Source organism: Agromyces fucosus (assembly GCF_004134865.1).
Classification (GTDB): domain Bacteria; phylum Actinomycetota; class Actinomycetes; order Actinomycetales; family Microbacteriaceae; genus Agromyces; species Agromyces fucosus.
In genome coordinates, this window is the sequence record NZ_SDPO01000004.1 from 579,062 (window position 1) to 605,195 (window position 26,134).

General features: G+C 71.2%; 23 protein-coding genes and 1 riboswitch. Of the genes, 10 read left to right on the plus strand and 13 right to left on the minus strand.

Annotated elements, in window-relative coordinates:
* The first annotated feature begins 49 nt into the window (after positions 1 to 49).
* From ESP57_RS18165 to ESP57_RS18175, 3 genes are read left to right on the plus strand one after another with little or no spacing between them, the layout of a single operon-like run.
* Positions 50 to 1,429, plus strand: a complete 1,380-nt coding sequence (locus tag ESP57_RS18165) for an MFS transporter (protein ID WP_129232468.1) — start codon at positions 50 to 52, stop codon at positions 1,427 to 1,429.
* The gene (locus ESP57_RS18810) at positions 1,426 to 4,353 is read left to right on the plus strand and encodes a DUF2804 family protein (protein ID WP_129232469.1); all 2,928 of its coding nucleotides are present in this window, start codon (positions 1,426 to 1,428) and stop codon (positions 4,351 to 4,353) included. Before ESP57_RS18165 ends, ESP57_RS18810 begins: the two co-directional genes overlap by 4 nt.
* A gap of 5 nt (positions 4,354 to 4,358) precedes the next feature.
* The gene (locus ESP57_RS18175) at positions 4,359 to 5,441 is read left to right on the plus strand and encodes a LacI family DNA-binding transcriptional regulator (RefSeq protein ID WP_243648591.1); all 1,083 of its coding nucleotides are present in this window, start codon (positions 4,359 to 4,361) and stop codon (positions 5,439 to 5,441) included.
* 51 nt (positions 5,442 to 5,492) lie between these two features.
* Here the strand turns inward: ESP57_RS18175 and ESP57_RS18180 are convergent, their stop codons facing one another.
* Together ESP57_RS18180 and ESP57_RS18185 are read right to left on the minus strand one after the other, a co-directional pair.
* The gene (locus ESP57_RS18180; RefSeq protein WP_129232471.1) at positions 5,493 to 5,819 is read right to left on the minus strand and encodes a DMT family transporter; all 327 of its coding nucleotides are present in this window, start codon (positions 5,817 to 5,819) and stop codon (positions 5,493 to 5,495) included.
* A gap of 14 nt (positions 5,820 to 5,833) precedes the next feature.
* Positions 5,834 to 5,898, minus strand: a riboswitch (guanidine-III (ykkC-III) riboswitch).
* A gap of 77 nt (positions 5,899 to 5,975) precedes the next feature.
* A complete protein-coding gene (locus tag ESP57_RS18185) occupies positions 5,976 to 6,275 on the minus strand; it encodes an antibiotic biosynthesis monooxygenase family protein (protein ID WP_129232472.1) in 300 nt (99 codons plus the stop codon).
* Positions 6,276 to 6,378: 103 nt separating this feature from the next.
* On the opposite strand from ESP57_RS18185, the gene ESP57_RS18190 reads away from it, so the two are divergent.
* Both ESP57_RS18190 and ESP57_RS18195 read left to right on the plus strand, forming a co-directional pair.
* A complete protein-coding gene (locus ESP57_RS18190) occupies positions 6,379 to 7,674 on the plus strand; it encodes an O-acetylhomoserine aminocarboxypropyltransferase/cysteine synthase family protein (protein WP_129232473.1) in 1,296 nt (431 codons plus the stop codon).
* Positions 7,671 to 8,288, plus strand: coding sequence for a CoA-binding protein (locus ESP57_RS18195; protein ID WP_115961724.1), 618 nt, complete (start codon positions 7,671 to 7,673; stop codon positions 8,286 to 8,288). The genes ESP57_RS18190 and ESP57_RS18195 overlap by 4 nt, the downstream gene beginning before the upstream one ends.
* Before the next feature lie 57 nt (positions 8,289 to 8,345).
* Here the strand turns inward: ESP57_RS18195 and ESP57_RS18200 are convergent, their stop codons facing one another.
* The 6 genes from ESP57_RS18200 to ESP57_RS18225 form a co-directional block, all read right to left on the minus strand.
* Complete coding sequence (locus tag ESP57_RS18200) at positions 8,346 to 10,247, minus strand: CocE/NonD family hydrolase (protein WP_165877516.1); 1,902 nt, start codon at positions 10,245 to 10,247, stop codon at positions 8,346 to 8,348.
* 92 nt (positions 10,248 to 10,339) lie between these two features.
* Entirely contained in the window at positions 10,340 to 11,185 is an 846-nt protein-coding gene (locus ESP57_RS18205; protein WP_243648580.1) for an ABC transporter permease, read from the minus strand.
* Positions 11,182 to 12,162, minus strand: a complete 981-nt coding sequence (locus ESP57_RS18210; RefSeq protein WP_243648581.1) for an ABC transporter ATP-binding protein — start codon at positions 12,160 to 12,162, stop codon at positions 11,182 to 11,184. The genes ESP57_RS18205 and ESP57_RS18210 overlap by 4 nt, the downstream gene beginning before the upstream one ends.
* Before the next feature lie 2 nt (positions 12,163 to 12,164).
* Complete coding sequence (locus tag ESP57_RS18215; protein WP_129232475.1) at positions 12,165 to 12,656, minus strand: Clp protease N-terminal domain-containing protein; 492 nt, start codon at positions 12,654 to 12,656, stop codon at positions 12,165 to 12,167.
* The gene (locus tag ESP57_RS18220) at positions 12,649 to 12,894 is read right to left on the minus strand and encodes a helix-turn-helix domain-containing protein (protein WP_056014856.1); all 246 of its coding nucleotides are present in this window, start codon (positions 12,892 to 12,894) and stop codon (positions 12,649 to 12,651) included. The genes ESP57_RS18215 and ESP57_RS18220 overlap by 8 nt, the downstream gene beginning before the upstream one ends.
* 103 nt (positions 12,895 to 12,997) lie before the next feature.
* Positions 12,998 to 13,774, minus strand: coding sequence for an alpha/beta hydrolase (locus tag ESP57_RS18225; RefSeq protein WP_129232476.1), 777 nt, complete (start codon positions 13,772 to 13,774; stop codon positions 12,998 to 13,000).
* An 84-nt stretch (positions 13,775 to 13,858) separates the two neighbouring features.
* On the opposite strand from ESP57_RS18225, the gene ESP57_RS18230 reads away from it, so the two are divergent.
* Both ESP57_RS18230 and ESP57_RS18235 read left to right on the plus strand, forming a co-directional pair.
* Positions 13,859 to 14,293 carry a GNAT family N-acetyltransferase gene (locus tag ESP57_RS18230; RefSeq protein ID WP_056014858.1) on the plus strand — a complete coding sequence of 145 codons (435 nt, stop codon included), beginning with the start codon at positions 13,859 to 13,861 and terminating at the stop codon, positions 14,291 to 14,293.
* A 26-nt stretch (positions 14,294 to 14,319) separates the two neighbouring features.
* On the plus strand, positions 14,320 to 17,529 hold the full coding sequence (locus tag ESP57_RS18235; RefSeq protein WP_129232477.1) for an ATP-binding protein: 3,210 nt from the start codon (positions 14,320 to 14,322) through the stop codon (positions 17,527 to 17,529).
* 11 nt (positions 17,530 to 17,540) lie between these two features.
* On the opposite strand, the gene ESP57_RS18240 is transcribed toward ESP57_RS18235, so the two are convergent.
* The 3 genes from ESP57_RS18240 to ESP57_RS18250 form a co-directional block, all read right to left on the minus strand.
* Entirely contained in the window at positions 17,541 to 18,365 is an 825-nt protein-coding gene (locus ESP57_RS18240) for an ABC transporter permease (RefSeq protein ID WP_056014862.1), read from the minus strand.
* Positions 18,362 to 19,387, minus strand: coding sequence for an ATP-binding cassette domain-containing protein (locus ESP57_RS18245; RefSeq protein ID WP_129232478.1), 1,026 nt, complete (start codon positions 19,385 to 19,387; stop codon positions 18,362 to 18,364). Before ESP57_RS18245 ends, ESP57_RS18240 begins: the two co-directional genes overlap by 4 nt.
* Positions 19,388 to 19,479: 92 nt before the next feature.
* Complete coding sequence (locus ESP57_RS18250) at positions 19,480 to 20,526, minus strand: GNAT family N-acetyltransferase (protein ID WP_129232479.1); 1,047 nt, start codon at positions 20,524 to 20,526, stop codon at positions 19,480 to 19,482.
* A 189-nt stretch (positions 20,527 to 20,715) separates the two neighbouring features.
* On the opposite strand from ESP57_RS18250, the gene ESP57_RS18255 reads away from it, so the two are divergent.
* Positions 20,716 to 22,086 (plus strand): L-serine ammonia-lyase, encoded by a 1,371-nt coding sequence (locus ESP57_RS18255; protein WP_129232480.1) that lies wholly within the window; start codon positions 20,716 to 20,718, stop codon positions 22,084 to 22,086.
* A gap of 75 nt (positions 22,087 to 22,161) precedes the next feature.
* Positions 22,162 to 22,359 carry a hypothetical protein gene (locus ESP57_RS18260; RefSeq protein ID WP_129232481.1) on the plus strand — a complete coding sequence of 66 codons (198 nt, stop codon included), beginning with the start codon at positions 22,162 to 22,164 and terminating at the stop codon, positions 22,357 to 22,359.
* 80 nt (positions 22,360 to 22,439) lie between these two features.
* On the opposite strand, the gene ESP57_RS18265 is transcribed toward ESP57_RS18260, so the two are convergent.
* Positions 22,440 to 23,018 carry a rhodanese-like domain-containing protein gene (locus ESP57_RS18265; RefSeq protein WP_129232482.1) on the minus strand — a complete coding sequence of 193 codons (579 nt, stop codon included), beginning with the start codon at positions 23,016 to 23,018 and terminating at the stop codon, positions 22,440 to 22,442.
* 128 nt (positions 23,019 to 23,146) lie between these two features.
* Here ESP57_RS18265 and ESP57_RS18270 point away from each other — a divergent pair, with 128 nt between their 5' ends.
* Positions 23,147 to 24,808, plus strand: a complete 1,662-nt coding sequence (locus tag ESP57_RS18270; RefSeq protein WP_129232483.1) for a cation:proton antiporter — start codon at positions 23,147 to 23,149, stop codon at positions 24,806 to 24,808.
* A 13-nt stretch (positions 24,809 to 24,821) separates the two neighbouring features.
* Here ESP57_RS18270 and ESP57_RS18275 read toward each other — a convergent pair whose 3' ends face one another.
* The gene (locus tag ESP57_RS18275; RefSeq protein WP_129232484.1) at positions 24,822 to 26,096 is read right to left on the minus strand and encodes a M18 family aminopeptidase; all 1,275 of its coding nucleotides are present in this window, start codon (positions 26,094 to 26,096) and stop codon (positions 24,822 to 24,824) included.
* Positions 26,097 to 26,134: the final 38 nt, after the last annotated feature.

The window sequence follows — 26,134 nt, forward strand, 5'->3', positions numbered from 1 at the left end:
GGTGGGCGACGGTTTCAACGTTGAAACCAGCGAGGAGCAACCACCGCACATGCGCACCCCGGACACCATCGACACCCGGCGCATCGGCGCGCTCGGCACTCCGCGCCTCGGCGGGCGCACCTGGACGGCGATCCTCGCCGTCGGACTCGTCGGTCAGCTCGCCTGGGTCATCGAGAACATGTACCTCAACCTGTTCGTCTACGACACGATCTCGACCGACCCCGCCGTCATCGCGATCATGGTCGCGGCGAGCGCCGTCGCCGCCACGGCGGCCACGCTGCTCTTCGGCGCCTGGTCGGACCGGCTCGCCCGTCGCCGCGAGTTCGTCGCGATCGGCTACATCGCCTGGGGTCTCGTCACTGCCGCATTCGGCCTGATCGGCGGCGGCGCTTCCGGGGCGCTCGCCAACGGGGCATCCGGTGCATCGACGGCCGCTGCGGCGACCGCGACCGCCGTGATCGCGATCATCGCGCTCGACTGCGTCATGAGCTTCATCGGCTCGGGCGCGAACGATGCGGCGTTCGCCGCGTGGGTCACCGATTCGACGGTGCCCGCCAACCGCGGCCACGTCGACGGATGGCTCGCCGTCATGCCGCTCATCGGCATGCTGCTCGTCTTCGTGCTCCTCGACCCGCTCACGCAGTCGGGTCAGTGGAGTCTGTTCTTCGGCATCGTGGGCGGGATCACGGTGGCCACCGGCATCGCAGCCTGGTTCCTGATCCGCGACCGAGGCGTCGCGAAGCACCCGCACGGCGTGCTGCGCGCGATCTTCGAGGGGCTGCGCCCGCAGACCATCCGACGCGAACCCGCCCTGTTCCTGACGCTCGCGATCTGGACGGTCATCGGCATCAGCTCGCAGGTCTTCCTGCCGTACGTGCTCATCTACCTGCGCTATTCGCTCGCGCTCGACGGATACGCGATCGTGCTCGGTGTCGTGCTGCTGCTCGCCTCGGCGCTGAGCGTGGCCGGCGGACGCCTGATGGACCGGATCGGCAAGCCCCGGTTCCTCCCGTTCGCCGTCGGGGCGTTCGCCGCCGGCCTCCTCGCCATGCTCTTCGTGCGCGAGATGACCGGCGTCATCGCCGCCGCGACGGTGATGATGGCCGGCATGATGACCTCCGTGGCCGCGGTCTCCGCGATGACGCGCGACCGCACCCCTGCAGACCGGGCGGGTGGCGTACAGGGCGCCCGCATGATCATGGCGATCCTGATTCCGATGCTGATCGGCCCGGCGATCGGCGCCGCCGTGATCTCGGGCGCCGACCACTCCTACGTCGAGCTCGGCGTCTCGCACCCGGTGCCCGGCCCCGAGATCTTCCTGGCGGCGGCCGTCGTGCTCGTCGCGGTGCCGCCGCTCGCGATGCTGCGTGCACGGATGATGCGACGCGGCGAGGATGCCCGGGTCGCAACCCGGGCGGACCGCGCATGAGCCGGCGCACACCCTGGGCGAGCGATCTCGATCGCGAACACCCGCTGCCCGAGTATCCCCGGCCGCAGCTCGTGCGCGAGCACTGGCTGAACCTCAACGGCGTGTGGTCGTTCGCGTTCACCGCCGGGGCCGATCTCGCCGCGCCCCCGATCCCCGAGAGCTGGCAGGGCGAGATCGTCGTCCCGTTCTCCCCCGAGGCCGAACTCTCCGGCGTGGGGCGTCAGCTGCAGCCCGACGAACGCCTCTGGTACCGCCGGACGGTCCAGGTCCACGGCGGGGCCGACGGCGGCCGGCTGCTGCTCCACTTCGGCGCCGTCGACCAGCGCTGCCGGGTCATCGTGGACGGCGAGGTCGTCGGCGAACACTCGGGCGGGTACCTTCCGTTCACCATCGACGTGACTGCGCCGCTCGGCGACGGCGCCGAGCACGAACTCGTGGTCGACGTGGTGGACCCGAGCGACACGTCGTACCACTCCCGCGGCAAGCAGGCCCTGCGCCGGGGCGGCATCTGGTACACCGCTCAATCCGGCATCTGGCAGACGGTGTGGCTCGAGCGGGTGCCGACGGTGCACGTGCGGGAGCTCCGCATTCGTCCGCTGCTCGACGAGGAGCACGTCGAAGTGCTGATCGAGGTCGGCCCGAGCAGGTCCGACGCCGAGCCCGGAGCATCCGACCGCGCTCGCACGGCCGACGCACTCCAGGCGACCGTGGTCGTCCTCGACGCCGGCCGGGAGGTCGCGCGAGCGACTGGGCCCACCGGCCGGCCGATGCGCCTGCCGCTGCCGGAGCCGCACCGCTGGCACCCCGACGACCCGTTCCTCTACGACCTCGAGGTGCGACTCGGCGAAGACCGCGTCGAGAGCTACTTCGGCATGCGCTCGGTCGGCGTCGCGCCCGATGCGCACGGCCGCCCGCGGTTGATGCTGAACGGCGAGCCGATCCTGCACGCGGCGGTGCTCGACCAGGGCTACTGGCCCGAAGGCCTCTACACGCCGCCATCCGACGCGGCGCTCGTGCACGACATCGAGCAGATGAAATCGCTCGGCTTCAACGCCCTGCGCAAGCACATCAAGGTCGAGTCGCTGCGCTGGTACCACCACTGCGACCGTCTCGGCATGCTGGTCTGGCAGGATCTCGTGAACGGCGGCCGCCGGTACCACCCCGCCGTCGTGACCGTGCCGGTGAAGCTGCCGCTGCGCCTCGACGACCGACGGCACCGGTTGTTCGGCCGGCAGGACGCCGCGGGCCGCGAAGAATTCCGCGCCGAGCTCGACGAGACCGTCCGCCTCCTCGGCAACGCGCCGAGCGTCGTCGTCTGGGTGCCCTTCAACGAGGGCTGGGGCCAGTTCGATGCGCTCGACGCCGTCGACCGCCTGCGCGCGCTCGACCCCGACCGGGTGATCGACCACGCGAGCGGATGGCACGACCAGGGCGGCGGCGACCTCCGGAGCCTCCACGTGTACTTCCGCCGCATCAGGCCCGAGCGGTCGTGGCGGACCGAGCGGCGGGCGATCGTCGTCTCGGAGTACGGCGGCTACAGCCTGCGGCTGCCCGGCCACGAGTTCGGGCCACGGGAGTTCGGCTACCGCCGCTCCCGCACGATCGACGATCTCACCGACGCATTCGTCGCGCTGCATCGGAACGAGGTCGGGCCCGCCGTCGACGCCGGACTGAGCGGTTACGTGTACACGCAGCTCAGCGACGTCGAGGACGAGCTCAACGGTCTCGTCACCGCCGACCGCACCGTGCTGAAGCTGCGCGCAGACCGGGTGCGCGAGGTGAACGTCGAGCTCGCGGCGCGCTTCGCCGCCGCCGTCGCCCTCGCCCTCGCTCCCACCGTGGCACCGGCCGCGTCGCCCGTTCCCCCACCGACCCGCCATTCGAACCAGAGGTCCAGGATGCCCCGCCCCATCGTCGAGCGTGAGCTCACCGCCCCCGTCGCCCTCTGCCTGCCCGACGGCAGCCTGAACCCGGCCGCAGTCGGCTGGAGCCGCGTGCCGCTGCACGACACCTCCGGCATCGACGGACGACGCGTCTGGGGGCGCAACAAGCGCTGGGAGTACTGGGCGGTGACCACGCCCACGCACCTCATCGCGCTCACGGTCTCGTCGATCGACTACGCCGCGGTCCACGCGGTGCTCGTGCACGACCGGCGGACCGGGGCGACGCTCGATCGCTCGGCGATCGTGCCGTTCGGCGGCGGGGCGACGCTGCCCGCCTCGCTCGGCGACGGGCCCGCGCGGGCACGGGCGAACGGCATCTCGATCGATGTGGAGGAGGTCGAGGGCGGCACCCTGCTCCGCGCCGAGGTCGACGGCGCACGCCTCGAGATCCTGGCCGAGCTGCCCGAGGGGCACGAGCGCCTCGGCGTCGTCGTCCCGTGGTCGAGGAGACGATTCCAGTACACGGTGAAGGACGTCGCCCGCCCCGCGACCGGCTGGCTCGAGCTGGACTCCGCCGAAGCCGGTCGTGAGCGGATCGAACTGCCCGCGGGCGAGAGCTGGGCAGTGCTCGACCACGGCAGGGGCCGCTGGCCCTATCGCATGGTGTGGAACTGGGGTGCAGCCTCGGGCACCGTCGGCGGCCGCACGATCGGCCTGCAGCTCGGCGGGAAGTGGACCGACGGGAGCGGGTCGACCGAGAACGCGGTCGTCGTCGACGGGCGGCTCTCGAAGATCGAGGAAGAGCTCGACTGGGAGTACGACGAGCACGACTGGCTGGCGCCGTGGCGGATCCACGGGGCATCCGCCGATCTTCGCTTCGAACCGTTCTGGGACCGTGTGAGCGCGACCGAGCTCGTCGTCTTCGGCTCGCACGGGCACCAGTGCTTCGGGCACTACTCGGGGTGGGTGCTGGTCGACGGCGAACGCGTGGAGGTCGACGGGCTCCTGGGCTGGGCCGAAGACGTGAGGAACCGCTGGTGAGCGGCATGAACGGCACCGACGGGTCCGGGTCGTCGCGCCGTTCGGCGGCGCCGACGCTGAAGGACGTCGCGGCGATCTCCGGCGTCTCGTACCGCACCGTCTCGAACGTGATCAGCGGCAAGGCCCCGGTGAGCGCGGCGACCAGGTCCCGCGTCGAGGCCGCGATCGCCGAGCTCGGCTACCGACCCCAGCTCGCGGCGCGACAGCTGCGTATCGGGCGCACCAACCTGCTCACGCTGTCGGTGCCCTTCCTGTCGCTGCCGTACTTCGCGCAGCTCGCGCACGCGGTGGTCACCGCGGCCGAGCAGGCCGGTTACGACGTCGTGGTCGACGAGACGCACGGCGATCCCGAGCGCGAACTCCGTGCGGTGGCGGGTTACCGCACGCTGCTCACCGACGGCGTCATCCTGAGCGCGATGTCGATCGGAGACGACGAGCTCACCGCGGCGCGCGGCAGCACGCCGCTCGTCGTGCTCGGCGAGCGGATCCGGAGCGCGCGCGTCGACCGGGTCGTCATCGACAGCGTCACCAGCTCGCGCGACGTGACCGCGCACCTCATCGCGTCGGGTCGGCGCCGGCTCGGCTTCCTGGGTGCGGTGCCGGATTCCTCGAGCGGCGCCGCGGCGGCCGACCTCCGTCTCGAGGGCTTCCGCTGGGCGCTCCGGCTCGCGGGACTCGAACCCGACCCGGTGGACGCGCTGGAGATCTCGCCGTGGAACCGCGACTCCCCCGAAGGCGACTACTCGCGCGAGGAGGGCTACGCCCGGACCCGTGTCCTGCTCGCCCGCCCACGAGGACTCGACGGGCTGGACGGACTGGTCTGCGCGAACGACCTGCTCGCGATCGGCGCGCTCCGCGCCTTCAGGGAGGCCGGGATCGACGTGCCCGCCCAACTGGCCGTCGCCGGCTGGGACGATGCGCCCGAGTCGGCGTTCGCGACGCCGCCGCTCACGACCATCGCGCCCGACCTCGGCGAACTCGCACGTCTCGCCGTGGCATCAGTGCTGCGCCTCGTCGACGACCCGGCCTCTCCGCCGCGGGTGGAGCAGGCGCCGTACCGGCTGGTGCGTCGGGCGTCGGCGCCGTAGGAGGCGACGTCGGGGTCGATCCGCTCGCGGCGCTCTCGGCGCCCATGGCGCCTAGTGGCTGCCGCCGTCGACGAACTTGAGGCCGACGACGCAGCCGACGAGCCCGACCAGCAGGGCGATCTTGACCCAGGACGCCTCGGCGTCGCCCGTGACCATGGCCCAGACGACCGTGAGCGCCGCCCCGATGCCGACCCAGACGGCGTAGGCGGTGCCGGTCGGGATGTCGCGCATCGCCCAGGCGAGTCCGCCCATCGAGAGGGCGAGTGCGCCGAAGAAGACGACCGACGGCCAGAGCTTCGTGAAGCCCTCGGACTTGCCGAGCGCGGTGGCCCAGACGGCTTCGAGCACGCCGGACGCGATGAGGATGACCCATGCCATGACTGATCCACTCCTGTGGCCAGTCTTGTCGCGTTCCGGGTACTGATCCCTCGTCCGGGGCCGCAGTCGGCGACCTGTTCACGATGGTAGCAACGGGGGCTGGGCAGGCCCTGTGCAGGCGCGCCGAGCGGATGCCGCGGCGCACGCCAGCTCGCCTCAGCCCGCGCGGGCGACCTCCGCGAAGTGCTCGACGACCGGGAACGGCTCGTAGAACCGGTGGAGCAGTTCACGCCACCGGCCGTACTCGGGCGAGCCGCGGAAGCCCGTCTCGTGCGCCTCGACGCTCTCCCACTGCACGAGCAGCAGGTAGTCGTTCGGCGTCTCGATCGAGCGCGAGAGCCGAAGATCGATGAAGCCGGGCATGCCGGCGATGATCGTCTTCGCCTCGGCGAACGCCGCTTCGAAGTCGGCCTCCCGGCCGGGGACGACGGGCAGCAGCGCGTGTTCGAGGATCATGCGCCTCACGGTAACGGATCGGCCGGCCCCTCCTCCCGACATCCGTTGCCCTGCGTTACGCCGACGGGCCGATCCCGCTGCGGCCGGCAGTAGCGTTGCCGGCATGGCAGACCGCGAATACGGCTTCAAGACCCGCGCCATCCACGCGGGCAACATCCCCGACCAGGTGACGGGCGCCCGCGCGCTGCCGATCTACCAGTCGAGCGCGTTCGTCTTCGACGACACCGCCGATGCCGCTGCGCGGTTCGCCCTGCAGAAGTACGGCAACATATACTCGCGCCTCGCGAACCCGACCGTCGCGAGCTTCGAGGAGCGCGTCGCGAGCCTCGAGGGCGGCCTCGGCGCCGTCGCGACGGCGAGCGGCCTCTCGGCGCAGTACATCACCTTCGCGAGCCTCGCCGGCTCCGGCGACCACATCGTCGCCTCGGCGAACCTCTACGGCGGTTCGATCACCCAGCTGGATGTCACGCTGCGCCGCTTCGGCATCGAGACGACGTTCGTGCAGTCGGCCGACGCCGCCGACTACGCCGCGGCGATCACCGACAAGACCAAGGCGCTGTTCGTCGAGACGATCGCGAACCCCTCGGGTGAGATCGCCGACCTCGAGGCCCTCGCCGACGTCGCGCACGCCCACGGCATCCCCTTCATCGTCGACTCCACGATCGCGACTCCGTACCTGAACCGCCCGATCGAGTGGGGCGCCGACATCGTCACGCACTCCGCGACGAAGTTCCTCGGCGGTCACGGCACCACGCTCGGCGGCGTGGTCGTCGAGTCTGGCCGCTTCGACTGGCACTCCGAGAAGTTCCCGCTCTTCGGCCAGCCCGTGCCGAGCTACGGCGGCCTCCAGTGGTCGGGCAACTTCGGCGAATACGCGTTCCTCACGCGGCTCCGCGCAGAGCAGCTCCGCGACATCGGCCCGGCGCTCGCGCCGCACTCGGCGTTCCTGCTCGCGCAGGGCGTCGAGACGCTGCCGTACCGCATCCAGGCCCACATCGACAACGCCCGGGTCGTCGCGGAGTGGCTCGACGCCGACCCGCGCATCGAGCGCGTGCTCTGGGCGGGCCTGCCCGGCCACCCGCACCACGACCGCGCCCGGAAGTACCTCCCGAAGGGCCCCGGTTCGGTGTTCAGCTTCGAGGTGAAGGGCGGCCGCTCGGTCGGCCAGGCGCTCATCGAGAACGTCAACCTCGCAAGCCACCTCGCCAACATCGGCGACGCGAAGACGCTCATCATCCACCCCGCATCGACGACGCACGCGCAGCTCACCGAGCAGCAGCTCGTCGACGCAGGCGTCCTGCCGGGGGTTGTGCGGTTGTCGGTCGGCATCGAAGATGTCGAAGACATCATCGACGACCTCGACCAGGCCCTCACGATCGCGACGGGAGCAGCACGATGACCACAGTGACCGAGACGACGGATGCCGCGGCATCCGCTGCCCTCGAAGCCGGCGACGTCGAGACCGTGCGCCTCGTCAACGGCCTCTCGTGCGAGCTGCCGGCGAGCTCGCCGCTCGCGAAGCTCCTGAAGTCGCAGCGCACCTGGACCGGGCCCGACGCGAAGCAGCGGCTCAAGATCCTGAACGCGGCGAAGTCGGTCGCGATCGTCGGCGCCTCGCCCAAGCCGCAGCGCTCGAGCTTCTTCGTCGGCACCTACCTGCAGCAGTCGAGCGACTACCGGCTCTACTTCGTGAACCCCATGGAGACCGAGATCCTCGGCCAGCCCGCCTACGCGAGCCTCGCCGACCTGCCCGAGGTGCCCGACATCGTCGTGGTGTTCCGCCGCGGCTCCGACATCCCGCAGGTGGTCGACGAGGTGCTCGCCTCGGGGGCCAAGACGATCTGGGTGCAGCTCGGCATCTGGAACCAGGAGGCCGCGTACTACGGCGAGGAGCAGGGTCTCACCGTCGTCATGGACCGATGCATCAAGGTCGAGCACGCCCGTTTCCACGGCGGACTGCACCTGCTCGGCTTCGACACCGGACAGATCACGGCGCGCAAGACGGTGCGCTGACGACGAGCGCCGCCGACCGCACCTCGGTGCGATCGGCGACGCTCGTCTGCGGTCGGGTCAGTTGCCCGGCCACACCGTTTCGTCGAGATCGGCCAGGGTTCCCGGGCTGAGGGTCTCGGTGTCCTTCTCGGTCAGACGCCCCGGACCGAAGCCGGCCATCGGGCCCGACACCGGGAGGTTCAGCTTCGAACCGCTCAGACCGACCGTGTAGGTGGTCGCCGCCGTGTCCACGGCCACGACCCCGTTGCGGCTGCCGCTGATCACGAGGCCGAGCTGGTGCCCCGCCGGCACGACGACGTCGTTGGCAGCCAGTTCGACGGTGACCTGGTGGTTTCCCGCCCCGTCGAGGCGGGCCCACCCTCTGGCCACCACTTGCAGCTCGGTGCTCGAGATGCGCTTGGCGACATCCAGGTAGCAGGCGTCGTCGGTCGCGGTCGCCGGGCCCCAGCACGACTCGGTGCTCAGCGTCTGCGCGCCGTCGCCCGAGGCGCTGACGCGGTCCATCACGCCGTAGTCGACCAGCATGACCGACACCTGCCCGACTGGGGCGGTGTGGGTCAGGTCGAGGTCGACCGTCGGCGTGCCCGAGATCCGGATGTCGTGCTTGGTCGTGCCGGTGAGGAACTGCAGCCGGTTGGCGTTGGCTCCGATCCTGACGGCGTTCGCCTCGCTCAGCGACGCGGAATTGATGTAGCTGGCCGTGGAGCGGTCCTGCCTTCCGAGCATCAGCGTGCCGTCGGCGTGCAGGTTCAGCGTCTGGGTGCGTGCCGAGGCGATCGGCCAGGTCTTCGACTGCTCCCACTGGTTCGGCGCGGTCTCCACGCTCACGGCGGGTTCGCGGTCGATGCCGTTGTCGATGTCCATGAGCTCGTGGTCGAACCATCGGTGAAGGGTGTCGACCCACAGTGCGCGCTCGGAGTCGAAGGGGTCCACGTGACCGAGGCGGGTGAGCCACATCTTGCGGAGCACACCCTGCTCGCCGAGGTCGTCCCACCACTTCGAGGCGTTCATCGTCTTGACGTTGGTGTCCTGCAGTCCGTGCATGATGAACACGCTGGCCGTGACCTTCGACACGTCGTACGAGGTGCCCTCGCGGTAGTCGCGCTCGGCCCAGAAGTCGGTGTAGGCCCCCGTCTCGTCGCCGTCGTTGTCGTTCATCCAGTTCAAGCGCGCCGAGCAGTCGGTCGCGATGGTTCGATTGGACGCGACCGAGCGCGACAGGCTGCTCGGGTAGTTGAAGGACTTCACCGCGCCCTGCCAGCGGTTGTAGTCGTACCACGAGCTGATCGCGCTGATCGGCACGATCGTCTTCAAGCCGTCGACGCCGGTGGCCGCGACACCGTTGGCCAGGGTCCCGTCGTAGGACTTGCCGATCATGCCGGTCTTGCCGTTGCTCCAGTCCGCGTCGACGACCGCGCCGTCGGCGTCATGGGCGACCCCGTCGCCGGACAGCCACTCCACCACGGCCTTGACCGACTCGATGTCGGAGCGGCCGCCCTCATCGGTGCAGCCGGTCGAACGCGCGGTCCCCGCCATGTCGACCGCGACGAAGGCGTACCCGCGCGGCACGAAGTAGTTGTCGTAGTAGAGGGGGAACTTGACGAGGTTCCCGTCGGCGTCGTAGACCTTGCGCTCCGCCTCGTTGCCGCGTCCGGAGCTCAGGTAGTACGGGCTGGCGTCCATGATGATCGGGACCCGTGCGTTGCCGTCGAGTTCCCGCGGGCGGATGATGTCGGTCGCGATGCGCTCGTCGACCCCGTCGCCGTCGAGGTCGGGGGCGGTGACCCAGACCGTCTCCCGGATGGCGTCGGCGTAGTCGTAGATCGGAGCGGTGACGCCGTCGACGAGCGCGACCGGTGGGTTCTCGGTCGTCGCCGCACCGGCCGACGTCGCGGCACCGAGCGCCAGCGGCGCCGCGATGGCCACCGAACCTGCGAGGGCGAGAATTCTGGATTTCACAAGGAGGTCCTTCCGTCGCAGGCCGGGATGTTATGTGGCAACCTACGACGTTCGAACCTGATTGGTCAACAATCTCGATGATCGGCCAGGCGTCACCCGACCCGTTGCATCGCTCGTTCACGGCGCCGTGCGACGCTCGAGCCCGACTCCCGTCGCGCCATGCGTCGCAGCACCACCGGCGCGAGCACGAGCCCGACGACCGCCCAGGCGCCGAGCACGGCCGCCGTCTCGAGGTGGCGCCACGATTCGCCGATCTCGACGATCGCCGCCTCGTCGGGGAGGAACGCCGCACGCATGCCGAGCCCGAGCCAGTACACCGGGAAGACCTGTGCGATCCACTGCAGCCAGTCGGGCAGGCCCGTGATCGGGGCGAAGATGCCCGAGATCGCGATGAGCCCGAGCACCGGGAGCGACAGGTAGCCCGCTCCGCGCGGTGTCGCGACCACGGATCCGAGCATGGCCCCGATCGTCTGCGTCGCGACGAGGCCGAGCAGCAGCACCCACGCGAACGTGATCCACGAGGTCGGGTCGGCGATCTCGAGGCCGCTGACGAGGAAGACACCGGGGATCAGGATGATCGCGAGATACGCGAGGATCGTCGCCGAGATCTGCACGAGCTTGCCGACGAGGTAGGCGCGAATCCCGTTCGGGCTCGCCTTGGCGCGCAGGAGCGTGCCGTCCTCACGATCGGCTGCCAGCTGCTGCACGACGAGCAGTGCGCCGAGCGCGACGAACATGCCGAGCGCCCCCGGCAGGATGATGGTGCCGAGCCGGTAGCCGGTGCTCCCGATCGCGATGTCGCGGAGGAAGAACACGGCGGCCAGCGTGGCCACCGGCCAGAGCAGCTGGTTCACGAGCTCCATGCCGGTGAACGCCTGCCGGAGCTCGATCAGGCCGCGCCCGACACCGGCGCGGAGGGCGGGCGCAACAGCCGTCACCGGGATGCCCCGTCCGGTTCCGGCGCAACCTCGGCCGGGTGGGCCGCGGCCTGTTCGGCGTTCCGCACGAGTGCCAGATAGGCGTCTTCGAGCGTCGCCCGGCGGATCTCGAGCTCGCGGATCGAGTTCCCGTCGCGCGCGAACAGCCCACGCGCGAAGGCGGTGGAGTCCGCGACGTGGCGTACCTGGCGAGCTCCTCCGTGAACCCAGCTCACCTCGTCGTGGCCCGCGATCTGCCGCGTCAGTTGCGACGGGGTGCCGTCGGCGACGATCCCGCCCTCGGCGAGGATGATGATGCGGTCCGCGAGCTTCTCGGCCTCGTCGAGATCGTGCGTCGTGATGAGCACCGTGGCCTCGAACTCGTCGCGGATCCGCCGGACCAGCGCGTGGAAGTCGCGTCGCGCCTTCGGATCGAGGCCCGTCGTCGGTTCGTCGAGGAAGACCAGTTCGGGGCGGCCCACGAGTCCGATCGCGACGTCGAGCCGTCGCCGCTGGCCGCCCGAGAGCACCTTGATCGGCCGATCGGCCTGTTCGGCCAATCCGACCGCGGCGAGGAGGTCGTCGACATCCCACGGCCGACGGATCACCGGCGTCGAGTAGGGCGCGTAGAGCGAGCCCTGGAACGCGAGGAGTTCGCGCACACGCCATTTCGGGTGGTCGCGCCATGATTGCAGCACGATGCCCATGCGAGCGCGCCAGTGCTCGGTGCCGAGCGCCGGGTCGACGCCCAGCACATCGACGCGGCCGGCCGACCGCATCCGGAAGCCCTCGAGGATCTCGATCGTCGACGTCTTGCCCGCCCCGTTCGGGCCGAGCAGGGCCAGCACCTCACCCCGACGCACCTGGAACGACACCCCGTGCAGCACTTCGGTCGTGCCGTACCGCAGTCGGAGGCCATCGACCTCGATCGAGAGGCCGCCGGAATCCGGCATCGTCTCCTCACCCGCGAAGCTCGCCCGGTCCACGCGGTTCGGCATCGTCAGGCTCGTCCGAGGGCGTCGATGAGTGCGGCCCGGTCGACGCCCGCATAGGCGAGTGCCCGGGGCACGGTACCGAGGTCGGCCCGGAGGATTCCGACGAGCGCGTCGCCGACCGCGAGTCGTTCGCGCTCGGCACGGCCGCGTTTCCGATGGGTCTTGAAGTCGGCACGACGCAGCGCTTCGCGAACCGTGGCCCCCCAGGCCGGACGCGACTGCCGAGTGGCGGCCAATCGGTCCTCGGCGACGGGTTCGATGCCCGCTGCGCGCAACGATCGTTCGCGTTCGCCGCGGAGCGCGGCTTCCACGCCGTCGTGGTCGAGACCGAACTCGGCGAGCGTGCGCCCAGCCGCGTCGTGGCCGGCCGAGATCGCGAGCAACAGGTGCTCGGCCTCGACGCTGGCCGCGCCGCGTCGGATCGCCTCGTCGATCGAGGAGATGATGACCTCCTTCAGCGTCGCGTCGAGCGCGTCGTCGTCCAAACGATCAGGCATTGCGCCTCCTCAGTTCGATGCCGGCGAGTTCGAGCCGGCGGTGGTGCTTCTTGTGCACGGCCTGCCGGGTGACCCCGAGCGCCTCGGCGACCTGAGTCCAGCTCCAGCCGGCGCGCATGGCGCGTTCGACGGCGGCGTCCTCGAGTCGGTCGGCGAGTTCGCGCAGGGCGACGACGGCGGCCAGGTCGTCGGCCTCGACCCCGGTGGGGTCCGGACTCTGCTGCTTCGGAGGGGTCATAGAAGCAACCTAGGTTGCTTATTCTCGTTTGTCAACCCGAGTTGCTCAACCGCCCCGGGCGCGCTCGTTCGCACCGGCACCCCGCCGGCGGCCGTGTCGGGCTCTACTCTTCGGGTGCGCCCAACAATTCTGCGAGCGCACGCGTGATCTCGTCGCGAACCTCATGGTCGGGTGCCGTCGCGACACCGTCGCCCGGCTGCACGCCGTAGTCTCCGAAGCTCGCATGGTTGGCGCCCTCGATCTCGACGAAGGTCGCGTCCTCCGGCAGCAGGTGCGCCGCGCCCTCGATCTTCCCGGGCGTGCTGAGCCCGTCTTCACTGCCCGAGATGCTGAGTGCCGCGAGCCCTGACCCGCTGAGGTCGTTCGCGCAGTACGAGCCGAAGAACACGACGCCCGCGACATCCTCCTCCGTCGCCATCATGCACGCCCGCACCCCGCCGAGCGAGTGGCCGCCGACGTACCAGTCGGACACCTCGGGCGCATGGCCGGTGAACGTCGCGAGCGGTCGCTGGTCGAAGAACGCGAGGTTCAGGATCGGCTTCGTGATGACCACCGTCGTTCCCGTCTCCGCCACCGCGTCGACGAGCTTGGCCATGTAGGCGTACGGGTCGACCCTGGCGCCCGGAATGAAGACGAGTCCGCGATCGGATGCGTCGTCGACCGGTGTCATCACGATCGAGTCGTCGAAGGACTCGATGCTCACGCGATCGTCGGTCCACGCCTCGAGCGACGCCGGCCGCTCGCCCTGCATCACGGTCTTCGCCCAGACCAGGAACCCCACGACGATGAGTGCGAGCACGACGAGCACCGCGAGGATGACGCGTACCGCGCGACCGCCGCGCGAGGAACGGCCGGGGCTGTGCGGTGCAGTGGTCGACATCGCACCAGTCTCGCAGAGCGGCACGGGCCACCGACCTCGAATTGGCCGTTGCCCCGCACACCGTCCCTGCGATTGCATCGAGGGATGCACGACGACCTCGAGTTCTCCGCCGACCCCGCACGCCTCGACCTCGATCGTGTGCACACCTGGCTCGCCGAGGAGTCGTACTGGGCGAGTGGTCGCTCGCGCGAGGCGCACGACGCCGCCGTCGCGGCATCGCGCAACTACGGCATCTACGACCGCACCAGCGGGGAGCAGCTCGCCTACGCGCGGGTCATCACCGACGGCGTGACCTTCGCCTGGCTGTGCGATGTATTCGTCGACGGCGAGGCACGCGGCCGCGGCATCGGCGTGGCGCTCATCGAGCGGATCATGGCGACCCTCGAACCACTCGGGCTCCGGCGCATCGGCCTCACCACTGCCGATGCGCACGGACTCTACGAACGGTTCGGGTTCACGGCGCTCGAACACCCCGAGCAGTGGATGGCGCGGACCGCCGCGCCCGCCCACGCTTCGTGACCGTGGGCGGCGGGTAGGCTCGTGCCGTGCTCAACGCCCTCGCCGAACGGCCACGCGTCAGCGTGCTCGGGCCGGTGCGCGTGGAGGGACGCGACGGCACCCTCGTCGAGCCTCCCGGCACGCTTGCGAAGGCCCTCGTCGCGGTGCTCGCCGCCGCGCCGCACGACGCAGGCGGCACCGTCGGGGTCGAGACGATCATCGACGAGCTGTGGGGCGAAGCGCCGCCGCGCAACGCGAAGGCGGCACTCCAGACCCTCGTGAGCCGTCTGCGCGCAGTCGCGGCCGATGGGCTCGTCCGCTTCCTGCCCGGCGGCTACGCCCTCGACGTGGCACCCGGCGAACTCGATCTCAGCGCGGCGCAGCTCGCGGCCGAATCCGGCGGCAGCACCGCCGACGCCGCTGCACTGGACCGGGCGCTGGCGCTCTGGCACGGGGAGCCCGGCACCGACCTCGGCGGCGCGCCCGTCGCGGAACTGCTCGCCGGACGATCAGCGGCGGCGCGGGCGGCGCTCCTCGAGCGGCGTGCCGCCCTTCGAGCCGCCGCCGGCGACCACGACGGTGCAGCCGCCGACCTTCGCGTGCTGCTCGATGGCGCCCCCGTCAACGAGCACCTCGTCGCCGCGCGCCTGCGGGAGCTCGCGGCATCCGGTCGTCGAGCCGACGCCATCGCCGAGTTCGCAGCCTTCCGCGCAGTGCTCGCCGAAGAGCTCGGCGCCTCACCGTCGGCGGAGCTCGTCGCGCTCAACGCCGAGCTGCTGCGCGCCGAAGAGCCGACGAGCCGCGCCCCGCGCCTGCGCATCGGGGTGCGGGCGGCACCCAACGAGCTGATCGGCCGCGGCGGCGACCTCGATGCGATCGAACAGGGGCTCGCCCACCATCGCCTCGTCACGATCCTCGGCACCGGTGGCCTCGGCAAGACCCGTCTCGCGCAGGAGGTCGCCGCGCGATCGACCGCCCCGACGGTCGTGGTGGTGGAGCTCGCGAGCGTGCGCAGCGACGACGACGTGACGCTCGCGCTGGCCTCGACGCTGGGCATCCGCGAGGCGGGTTCGAGTCAGCGGATCGCCGAGACGGCGATCCGACCCGATGTCCGGTCGCGGATCATGCAGCAACTCGCCGAACGTCCCGCGCTGCTCGTGCTCGACAACTGCGAACAGGTCGTCGAGGGAGCCGCCACCTGGACCGCCGACCTCCTGGCAGCCGTTCCCTCGCTTCGCGTGCTGGCGACGAGTCGCAGCCCGCTCGCGATCGGCGCCGAGCAGGTGTATCCGCTCGAGCCCCTCTCCGCCGACGGCACAAGTGCCGCCCCAGGGCCTGCGGCACAGCTGTTCATCGAGCGCGCACGAGCCGCCCGTCCCGGCGCGGCGCTCCCCCTCGACATCGTCACCCGACTGTGCGACCGCCTCGACGGGCTGCCGCTCGCGATCGAGCTCGCCGCCGCGCGGGTGCGGTCGATGACCGTCGAGCAGATCGAGGCGCGCCTCGAGAACCGGTTCGCGCTCCTCGCCGACGGCGACCGTTCGGCGCCCGAACGCCAGCGCACGCTCGCCGCGGTCATCGGGTGGAGCTGGGCACTGCTGACCGACGACGAACGCCGCGCCCTGGCGCGGCTCTCGTGGTTCGCCGACGGGTTCGGCCTCGAAGCGGCCGACCGGGTGACGGGAGTCGCGGACGCCGTCTGGCTCCTCGACGGTCTCATCACGCAGTCGATGCTGAGCATGACCGAGACCTCCGATCGCGGCGAGCCCCGCTATCGCATGCTCGAGACCGTGCGCGAATACGGCCAGGAACGACTCGGCGAGCGCGGCGAGACCGCGGAGGTCTCGCGGGCGATGCGCGATTGGGCGGTCTCCTTCGCCCGCGACCGGCTCGACGAGGTCGACCACGGCGGCCAGCTGCACGCCCTCGATTCCCTCAGGGTCGAGCAGGACAATCTCGTCGCCCTGCTGCGCGGCGCTCTCGACGATCGCGACGGCGCCGCGGTGCTCGGCATCTTCGCGACGCTCGGGTACTACTGGACCGTTCGGAGCGCGCACTCCGAGATCCTCGCGTTCAGCGCGCCGGTGCTCGACGCGACCCGGGGAACGGCAGCGGATGCCCCGGTGCCGGCCGCGACCCTCTCGTACGTGCTCATCGCGGGAACGAACCTGGCGATCGGCTCGCCGACCGGGGTCCGGGCCCTCGCCCGGCTCAGACGGGTGGCCGCTCGCGAGCTGCCCGTCGAGCCTTGGCTGGCGGCGCTCTCGAGCTTCCTCTTCGCGTACCCCGACCTGCCGAAGGCGATCGACGGGCTGCGCGAGATGGCGTTCGCCGAGGACCCTCGCACGGCACTCCTGGGGTCGATCATCCAGGCCCAGTACGACGAGAACGCCGGCGACCCCGTCTCCGCCAGGGTGCACGCGGCCCGGGCGAATCAGCTCTCGAGCGTGACGAACGACGTGTGGGCGCAGGCCATGTCCTCGATGATGCTGGCGCAGCTCGCGAGCCAGTCGGCCGATCCGCAGGAGGCGCTGCGGTGGACGGGCGTCGCCCGCGAAGGGCTCGAGCTGCTCGGCGCCGAACAGGATCTGCTCCAGCTCGAGTGGATGGTCTCTGGCTCGCTCCTCGCGGCCGGTCGGCTCGAGGAGGCGAGGCTCGGCCTCGACCGGATGGTCGACGACAGCCGCTCGACCTCCGACGGCCTCGAGCTCCGGGCCATCGCCCAGCTCGGTCTCGCCGAGCTCGCGCGGCTCGAGGGGAGGCCGGACGACGCACTCGTTCATGCCCGTGCCCTGGTCGCCGACCTCGGCACGGCCCGCGGGCCGTCGGCCCCGTGGTATCTCCTGTCGCTGTCGACGCTGCTCGCCGGGGCATCCGCCGATTGGCCGGGCGATGAGGTGGCAGGGTGGGCCGACTCGCTCCGGCGACGCCTCACCGCCATGCTCCGGGCTCGGCCCGGGTTCACCGACTTCCCCGTGCTCGGCACGGTCGCCGCGGGTTGGGGCGCCTGGGCGATGCGGCAGCCCTCTGCTGAACTTCGCGAGCGCGGCCTCGAGCTGCTCGCGCTCGGTGAGCAGCTGCACGCCCGTCAGGACCTGCCCGCACTGCACCTCGCCGACCGGTTCGCCGAGGCGGAACGGCGCGCCGGTGTCGACGCCGTTCGCCTGGCGCGCGACACGGCAGCGAGCCGCTCCCCCGGCGAACGCGTCGAACGGGCGCGCGAACTGCTCGCGACGCCCGTTCGGCGAACTGCCTGATCCTGCGGCCGTCAGGCCTTCCGCATGTACGCCCGCACCGTGAGGGGTGCGAACACGGCCACCACCACGGCGGAGCCGAACAACGACCAGCCGAAGTCCGCGCCGATCGTGCCGCTGTTGACGAGGTCGCGAACGGCCGTCACGAGATGCGACACCGGGTTGATGTTCGCGAACCACTCGAGGGGCGCCGGCATGGTGCTCGGGTCCACGAAGGCGTTCGACAGGAACGTGAGCGGGAACAGGATGAGCATCGAGATGCCCTGCACGCTCGACGCGGTACGGGCGATCACGCCGAAGAAGGCGAAGATCCACGACAGCGACCACGCGCACACGATCACGAGCACCGCTGCTGCGAGCACGCCGCCGGCGCCGCCCTCCGGGCGCAGCCCCATCACGAAGCCCATCGCGAAGGTCAGCGTCGTGGCGATCAGGTAGCGCACGGTATCGGCGAGGAGTGCTCCCGAGAGCGGTGCGATGCGTGCGATCGGCAAGGAGCGGAACCGGTCGAACACGCCCTTGTCCATGTCCTCCCGGAGCTGCACGCCGGTCACGATCGACGTCGAGATGACGGTCTGCACCAGGATGCCGGGAATGATGATCGGCAGGTAGTTCTGCACGTCGCCGGCGACCGCGCCGCCGAAGATGTACGTGAACATCAGCGTGAAGATGATCGGCTGCAGCGTCACGTCGAACAGCTGCTCGGGCGTGCGCTTGATCTTCAGCAGTCCCCGATAGGCCATGGTGACGGTGTGCGCCAGGCTCTGGGAGAGCGAGACCCGGTTCTTCAGGGTGCGATCGGCACCCGGGGTGATGGTCGTGGTGGCGATGGCGCTCATGCGCGGCTCCCTTCGAGCTCGTTCGCGGACTCGGCACCGGATGCGTCGGCTTCGACGCCGTGCCCGGTGAGGGTGAGGAAGACCTCGTCGAGCGTCGGCTTCTGCACGCTCAGCTCGGAGAGGCGGATGCCCTCGTCGCGCAGCGTGACGAGGAGCTCGGTGACGATGTCGGGGTCGTCCATCGGCGCGGTCACGCGACCCGCCTCGGGCGAGACCGTCGGCGTGACCTTCAGCACTCGCTCGATCGCGACGCGAAGGTCGTCGAGGTCGCGCGGATCCTGCAGCCGCAACTGGAGGCTCGAGGAGCCGACGGACGCCTTGAGGTCGTCTCCCGTGCCCTCGGCGACGACGCGACCGCGGTCGATGACCGCGATGCGGTCGGCGAGCTGGTCGGCCTCATCGAGGTACTGCGTCGTGAGCAGCACCGTGGATCCGGTCGCGACGAGCCGCCGGATGGTGTCCCACATCTGTGAGCGGGTTCGAGGGTCGAGCCCGGTGGTGGGTTCGTCGAGGAAGATGAGCGGCGGTTGCGCGATGAGGCTCGCGGCGAGGTCGAGTCGGCGGCGCATTCCCCCCGAGAAGTTCTTCAGGGGCCGCCGTGCCGCCTCCGTCAGGCCGAACTCGTCGAGCAGCTCGGCGGCCTTCGCCTTCGCCGCGCGGTGCGAGAGGCCGAGCAGACGGGCGAACAGCACGAGGTTCTCGGTGGCCGAGAGGGTCTCGTCGACCGACGCGTACTGGCCGGTCACGCCGATGAGCTGGCGCACCACCTGCGACTCGCGTTGCACGTCGTGGCCGAAGATGCGGGCGTTGCCGCCGTCGGGTCGCAGGAGCGTGGCGAGCATCGAGATGGTCGTGGTCTTGCCGGCGCCGTTCGGGCCGAGGACGCCGTAGACGGTGCCGGTCGCGACGCGCAGGTCGACGCCGTCGACCGCCCGGTTCGCGCCGAACGTCTTCACGAGCCCTTCGGCCTCGACGGCCCAGGCGCCGCGGAAGGCGATGTCGTGTGCAGTGATCGTGGTCATGAGGACCATGCTCCGCGCACGCACTCACAGCACGCTCACGTGGCACTGACAGGCATCGCGACCGCCTGCAAGCGGCGGCGCTCAGGCGGCGGTCAGGCGGCGGCGGCCTCGACGTCCCGCCCGTAGGCGATCATGAGGAAGCTCGTCCCGTCGGGGCGTTCGAACGTGAACTCCCGCTCGTGCAGCCGCTCGAACCCGAGACGGTCGTAGAGCCGCTGGGCCGCGAGCATGTCGGGGCCGGTGTTCAGCACCACCCGCTCGAGGCCGCGGATCCGCGCCAGCCGGAGGACGTGTCCGACGAGCACCTCGCCGACTCCGCGACGGCGGGCGTCCGCCGCGACGCCGAGGAAGCGGAAGTCGAGTTCGCCCGCGCGAGCGAGCGGCGAGATCGTCGCGCCCGCCACGGGGGTCGATGCCGTGCCGATCAGCGCGCCCGTCGAGGCATCCGTCGCCACCCAGACCTGGTGGTCGCGTGCGCGCTCCGCGACCGCGACGATGTCGGCGCGGTAGGCGTCGCTCAGTTCGAAGTCGCTCGCGTACGCGCCCTCGACGAGTTCGGTGACCGCCTCGACCTCATCGGGGTGCATGAGCCGCACGCGGATGTCGTCCCGCTCCTGGAGGCCGAAGCGGTACGCGAATCCCACGACCTCGCCGAAGCGCTCGTCGCGCTCGGGCAGCCGGTCGAACCCGAGTCGCGCGTAGAGCGCCCGGGCACGCGTGTTGAGCTCCCCCGTGTCGAGCAGCAGCGCGTCGGCGCCCCAGCCGAGCGCGGTCTCCATGCTCGCCCGCATCAGGGCTTGCCCCAGGCCGGCGCCTTGCGCGTCGGGGTCGACGGCGACGAGCCGAACCTCGGCCTCATCGCCGACCGCGACCCGCGAGTACGGCGAGTCCGCGCGCAGCACGCTCGCGGTGCCGAGCAGTCGATCACCGTCGCCGTCGACGCCGTCGGCGACCGCCACGAGCACGGCACCGGATGCCGCGCGCCCCGACACGTCCCGCTCGAACGCACGTCGCTCGGCGCTCACGGGAAGGTGGCCGTACGGGCCTGCGGCGAACGCGGCGTCGATGAGGGCGGGCTCGTCGGCGACGTCGCGATCGCGGATCGGTCGGATGAGGAAGGGGGCGTCGTCGTTCTGCATGATCGCCTTCCAGCCTACGATCGCGGCGCGGGTCCGACGCCGGGTTTGCTGCGCGCGAACAGGCCGCCGATCGGCCATGTGCGTGCACACGGCCGATCGTGCGCCGATCCCGCGCGGTGACGACCGGATGCGCATGATTCTGCGAATTCCCGCCACAACGCTGCGCGGCGCCCCGCGTAGCCTTGAAGGGTGACAGCGTTCGTCTCAGCCCTCGATCTCTTCTCGATCGGGATCGGCCCCTCGAGTTCCCACACCGTCGGCCCGATGCGGGCCGCACGTGCCTTCGCCGAACGACTCGCGAGCGATGGCGTGCTCGACCGGGTCACCCGCATCACGTGCTCGCTCTACGGCTCGCTCGGCGCCACCGGCCTCGGCCACGGCACGCCCGACGCGGTCGTCGCCGGCCTCGCGGGCCTCGAGCCGCACGACTGCGACCCCGACGAGGTGCGCGGCGCATGGTCCGGCCTCGGTGACGGCGCCGAGGTGTTGATCGCCGGCAGGCATTCGATACGGATGCTGCGCAGCGATGTCACCCTCGAGCCGCGCACCCGCCTGCCCGGCCACCCCAACGCGATGACGCTGCAAGCTTGGGGCGATGCCCCGCTCCCCCTCGCGGAAGACACGTACTACTCGGTCGGCGGCGGGTTCATCCGCCGCGAGGGCGAGACGGCGTCCGAGGCCGAGGCGCTGCGGCATCCGCTGCCCTATTCGAGCGCCGACGAGCTGCTCGCGCTCTGCGAGGAGCACGGCGTCTCGCTCTGCGACGTCGCTCGGCACAACGAGGTCGCCGTCCACGGCGAGCAGGGCATCGACGACGGACTCGACGCGATCTGGGCCGCCATGGCGGAATGCGTCTCGAACGGGCTGTCGGCCGACGGCACCCTTCCGGGTGGCCTGCGCGTGAAGCGGCGCGCCGCGCTCGTGCGACAGCGGCTCGAGGAGTACGACCGCGACGAGCACCTCCGCGACACCTCGACCGAATGGCTGCAGGCGTTCGCCCTCGCCGTGAACGAGGAGAACGCCGCGGGCGGGCGGGTCGTCACCGCGCCCACGAACGGTGCGGCCGGCATCATCCCGGCCGTCGGCCACTACTATCTCAAGTTCGTGCCGGGTGCGGATGCCGCCGGCATCCGCCGCTACCTGCTGACCGCCGCGGCGATCGCCTCCCTCGTCAAGAAGAACGCGTCGATCTCCGGCGCCGAGGGCGGTTGCCAGGCCGAGGTCGGCTCGGCCTGCGCGATGGCGGCCGGTGCGCTCTGCGCCGTGCTCGGCGGCACGCCCCGGCAGATCGAGAACGCCGCCGAGATCGCGATGGAGCACCACCTCGGCCTCACGTGCGACCCCGTCGGCGGACTCGTGCAGGTGCCCTGCATCGAACGCAACGCGATCGCGTCGTCGACCGCCGTCTCCGCCGCGCGGCTCGCGCTGCACGGCGACGGTACGCACGTGGTCTCGCTCGACACCGTCATCGAGACCATGCGGCAGACCGGCATCGACATGATGACGAAGTACAAGGAGACGAGCGAGGGCGGCCTCGCGGTCAACGTCATCGAGTGCTGACAGCCGTCGCTCGCGAGGTCGTGTCCCCCGATCGGGACTCTCGCGCGACTCGCGGGCGTCTGGCACGCTGTGCAGATGGACACCCCCGACCCGAATATCCCCGACCTGTTCTGGGGCGCCGGCCTCCTCGGCCTCGCGATCGGCCTCGCGATCTACCTCGCCGTGCTCGCGCTCATGCTCTGGATCGGCTACCTGATCATCAAGGCCGCCGTGCGGAACGGCCTGCGCGAACACACCCTCTGGCTCGAGAGCCGGCGCGGCCCGCTGCGCTGAATCGAGCCGACCGCGCATCCTGACGGCCGGGCGGGCGCCGGTGTCCCGGCCGGCGCCCGCCCGTGCTCTGCGCGCCGGTCTCAGCAGGCGCAGCTGATGGCGCCGTCGGCGACGGCCCCGCCGCCGAGCTCCGCCTCGGCGACGTTCGTGAGCGGGTCGGCCGCCAGCTGCGCCCGCCCGTCGGCCGTGTCGTACGCGAAGCCTTCGCGCACCCAGTACTCGAACCCGCCGAGCATCTCCTTGACGGGGTGGCCGAGCATCGCGAACTCGAGCGCGGCGCGGGTGGCGCCGTTGCATCCGGGTCCCCAGCAGTAGACGACGACGGGCATCCCCGCCGGAATGCGCGATGAGGCCTCGGCCGCGATTCGCCGCCCCGGCAGGTGCACGGCGCCCGGCACGTGCCCCTGCGCCCACGAGGCTTCGCTGCGGGTGTCGACGAGCACGAATCCCAGGGCGGAACCCGCGTCCGGGTCGGAACCCGCGCCCGGATCGGCGCCGGCGAGCGCGGCGGCGACATCCGAGACATCCGCCTCGAAGCCGAGCCGGCCACGGAAGTGCGCGATCGCGGCGTCGCGGTCGGCGACGTGCGCGAAGAGCTCGGGCGCTCGTGACGGTGCGGGTGCTGCTGCCGGCTGCGTGGCCGTGATCGTCTCGGTCATGGTGTTCACCCTGTCACCCGTCGCGGGCCGAGGGCAGGGGAAATCACGCCGTCCTGGCGCGACATCCCGCCACCGTGGCAGCGGTCGGGCGGCTCGCACGCGGGCCGGCACGCGCCTACCCTGAGTCCATGCATCTCGGAGAGATCTTCCTGTTGCTCGGCGGTTCGCTCGCGATCACCGCGTTCGCCCGATGGCGCGGCTGGCCGGCACCGCTGCTCGTCATGGGGGTCGCCTTCGTCGTCTCCGTGGTTCCGGCGATCCCCGAGATCGATGTCGACGGCGAACTCGTGCTGAGTCTCGTGCTGCCACCGCTCCTGTACTCGGCCGCCCTCGACGTCACGTACCTGAACTTCCGGCGCAGCATCAGCCAGATCCGGCGGCTCGGCATCGGGCTGCCGATCGCCACGGCCTTCGCGGTCGGCGCGGTGGTGTGGCTCATCGCCCCCTCGCTCGGCCTGCCGCTGGCGCTCCTGATCGGAGCGATCGTCGCGCCGTCCGATGCCGTCTCCGCCGCGGCCGTCGGCCGCAGACTCGGCCTGCCCCGGCGGGTCATGACGGTCATCTCGGGCGAGAGCCTCGTCAACGACGCGACCTCCATCACCCTGTTCCGCACGTTCGCGGCCATCGTCGCGGGGGCGACCGTCACCTGGCTCGACGGCGTGGGCTCGTTCCTCATCGCGGTCGCCGTCGGCACCGGGTTCGGGCTCGTCATCGGCTGGCTCGTGAATGTCGTGCGTTCGCGGCTCGACGACCCCGTCGTCCTCGGCACCATCAGCCTGCTCGTGCCGTTCGCGGCCTACGCGATCGCCGAACGGCTCGGCGGGTCGGGCGTGCTCTCGGTCGTCGCCGCCGGAATCCTGATCGGGTACAACGCCCCGAAGACGGGCTACGCCACACGCCAGCAGGAACGACCGCTGTGGCAATCGGTCGACGTGCTGCTCGAGGGCCTCGTCTTCGCACTCATCGGGCTGCAGCTCAGCCCCGCCGTCATGGACGTGCTGTCGAGCCCGCTCGGGCTCTGGGTGAACGTCGGCCTCGCGTTCGCGGCGCTCGCGACCGTCATCGTGGTGCGCATCGGCTGGGTCTTCGGCGGCTATGCGCTGTCACGGCGCCTCGGCGAGTGGCTGGCGCCCATCTGGGCGCGGCGCGGGCGCCGATACCGTGTAGAGCCCCGGCTCGAGGCGAAGGAGCTCGCGGTCATCTCATGGGCGGGAATGCGCGGTGTCGTCACCCTCGCGACCGCGACCGCGATCCCCACGATCGCCGATCCGACGGCGGGCAGCACGGTGTTCCTCGTCGCGTTCGTCGTGACCGTCGGCACGCTCCTGCTGCAGTCGACGACGCTGCCGACGCTGATCCGCCGGCTCGGAGTCGTCGCCGACGACGAGCGCGAGCAGGACCGCAAGGAGATCCAGGCGGTACTGCGGCGCAGCAGCAAGGCGGGATTCGCCTACATCGAGAGCCGGCGCGACGAGTGGCGTGGCCGCTTCGGCCCCGAGCACGCCGACAGCGTCATCGACCGCTTCGAGGAGCGCATCCGAGCGGATGCCGCGAGGAGTCGCCGGCTCGAGGGTGACGAGGAGTCCGCAGCCATGGTCTCCGCCACCGAGTTCGCCGAGCTCTCCCGCCGGTGGATCGCCGCCCGGCGCGCCGTCGTGCTCGAGGAGCGCGACTCCGGACACCTGAACGAGGAGGTCATGCGCGAGCTGTTCTTCGCGCTCGACGCCGAAGAGCTCGCGTTGGACTCCCGCACCGCGGTGCGGTCGGACGCCCGCGGCGAACAGCCGTGACGCCGGCCGCGCCCTAGACCGCCGGCGCGAAGAAGGCGGTGACCGCCGAGCCGAGGGCCGTCAGGTCGTCGACGTGCGCGAGCTCCCGTGCCGAGTGCATCGAGAGCAGCGGCACGCCGACATCCACCGTGCGGATGCCGAGACGGGTGGCCGAGAGCGGGCCGATGGTCGATCCGCACGGGATCGAGTTGTTCGAGACGAAGGGCTGGGCCGTCACGCCCGCCTGCCGGCAGACCGCCGCCCAGAACGCAGCGCCCTCGGCGTCGCTCGCGTAGCGCTGGTTGGCGTTGAGCTTGAGGAGCGGCCCGCCGCCGAGCGAGGGCCGGTTCGCGGGGTCGTGCCGCTCGGGGTAGTTCGGGTGCACGGCATGGCCGGCGTCGGACGAGACGATCCAGGATGCCGCGTACGCACGTCGACGCTCGATGTCGCCCGCGCCGAGCCCGGCGCCGATGCGCACGAGCACGTCGTCGAGGAACGGGCCGCTCGCGCCCGAGCGCGACTCCGAGCCGAGCTCCTCGTGATCGAAAGCCGCGAGCACGCTCACCTGGCCGGCGTCGGCGGGTGCCTCGAGCAGCGCGACGAGTCCGGCGTAGACCGAGCTGAGGTTGTCCATGCGACCCGACGCGAAGAGGGTGTCGTCGAGCCCGAACCGCGCCGGCGTCTGCGTGTCGGCGACGAGCACGTCGTGGCCGACGATCCGCTCGGCGTCGACGCCGGCCGTCGCCGCCAACAGGTCGAGGATGTCCCCCGACGCGCCGGCGCCCCACACCGGCTGCACATGGCGCTGCTTGTCGAGCGTGAGACCCTTGTTGACCTCGCGGTCGAGGTGGATCGCGAGCTGCGGGATGCGCAGCATCGGCCCGGTGCGCACGAGGTGCGTTGCGCCGTCGTCGGTGACGATGCGGCCGGCGAGTTCGAGCTCGCGGTCGAGCCAGGAGTTCAGGAGCGGCCCGCCGTACACCTCGACGCCGGCCTGCAGCAGACCCTCCGAGCTCGAGCTCGGACGCGGCTTCAGCTTGAACGACGGCGAGTCGGTGTGGGCGCCGAGCACCCGGAACGGCGTCGTGGCCGAGGCGGCGGGCGGCGCGACCCACGCGATGACGGCGCCGTCGCGCACGACCACGTGACGGCCGCCACCCGCGGGCCAGTCCTCGCGCTCGTCGAGTCGGTCGAATCCGGCGGCTTCGAGGCGGCGCGCGACCTCGGCGGCCGCGTGGTACGACGACGGCGAGGCCTGGACGAACTCGGCGAAGTCGGCGATGTAGGCGTCAGTGCGTGATGCGGGCATCCTCCCATCCAACACCGCCTGCGGCCCGGGGTCGAGTT

Coding starts and splice junctions, on each gene's coding strand:
- ESP57_RS18165 (WP_129232468.1), top strand. CDS start 50: ATGCGCACCCCGGACACCATCGACACCCGGCGCATCGGCGCGCTCGGC.
- ESP57_RS18810 (WP_129232469.1), top strand. CDS start 1,426: ATGAGCCGGCGCACACCCTGGGCGAGCGATCTCGATCGCGAACACCCG.
- ESP57_RS18175 (WP_243648591.1), top strand. CDS start 4,359: ATGAACGGCACCGACGGGTCCGGGTCGTCGCGCCGTTCGGCGGCGCCG.
- ESP57_RS18180 (WP_129232471.1), bottom strand. CDS start 5,819: ATGGCATGGGTCATCCTCATCGCGTCCGGCGTGCTCGAAGCCGTCTGG.
- ESP57_RS18185 (WP_129232472.1), bottom strand. CDS start 6,275: ATGATCCTCGAACACGCGCTGCTGCCCGTCGTCCCCGGCCGGGAGGCC.
- ESP57_RS18190 (WP_129232473.1), top strand. CDS start 6,379: ATGGCAGACCGCGAATACGGCTTCAAGACCCGCGCCATCCACGCGGGC.
- ESP57_RS18195 (WP_115961724.1), top strand. CDS start 7,671: ATGACCACAGTGACCGAGACGACGGATGCCGCGGCATCCGCTGCCCTC.
- ESP57_RS18210 (WP_243648581.1), bottom strand. CDS start 12,162: ATGCCGAACCGCGTGGACCGGGCGAGCTTCGCGGGTGAGGAGACGATG.
- ESP57_RS18215 (WP_129232475.1), bottom strand. CDS start 12,656: ATGCCTGATCGTTTGGACGACGACGCGCTCGACGCGACGCTGAAGGAG.
- ESP57_RS18220 (WP_056014856.1), bottom strand. CDS start 12,894: ATGACCCCTCCGAAGCAGCAGAGTCCGGACCCCACCGGGGTCGAGGCC.
- ESP57_RS18225 (WP_129232476.1), bottom strand. CDS start 13,774: ATGTCGACCACTGCACCGCACAGCCCCGGCCGTTCCTCGCGCGGCGGT.
- ESP57_RS18230 (WP_056014858.1), top strand. CDS start 13,859: ATGCACGACGACCTCGAGTTCTCCGCCGACCCCGCACGCCTCGACCTC.
- ESP57_RS18240 (WP_056014862.1), bottom strand. CDS start 18,365: ATGAGCGCCATCGCCACCACGACCATCACCCCGGGTGCCGATCGCACC.
- ESP57_RS18245 (WP_129232478.1), bottom strand. CDS start 19,387: ATGACCACGATCACTGCACACGACATCGCCTTCCGCGGCGCCTGGGCC.
- ESP57_RS18250 (WP_129232479.1), bottom strand. CDS start 20,526: ATGCAGAACGACGACGCCCCCTTCCTCATCCGACCGATCCGCGATCGC.
- ESP57_RS18260 (WP_129232481.1), top strand. CDS start 22,162: ATGGACACCCCCGACCCGAATATCCCCGACCTGTTCTGGGGCGCCGGC.
- ESP57_RS18265 (WP_129232482.1), bottom strand. CDS start 23,018: ATGACCGAGACGATCACGGCCACGCAGCCGGCAGCAGCACCCGCACCG.
- ESP57_RS18270 (WP_129232483.1), top strand. CDS start 23,147: ATGCATCTCGGAGAGATCTTCCTGTTGCTCGGCGGTTCGCTCGCGATC.
- ESP57_RS18275 (WP_129232484.1), bottom strand. CDS start 26,096: ATGCCCGCATCACGCACTGACGCCTACATCGCCGACTTCGCCGAGTTC.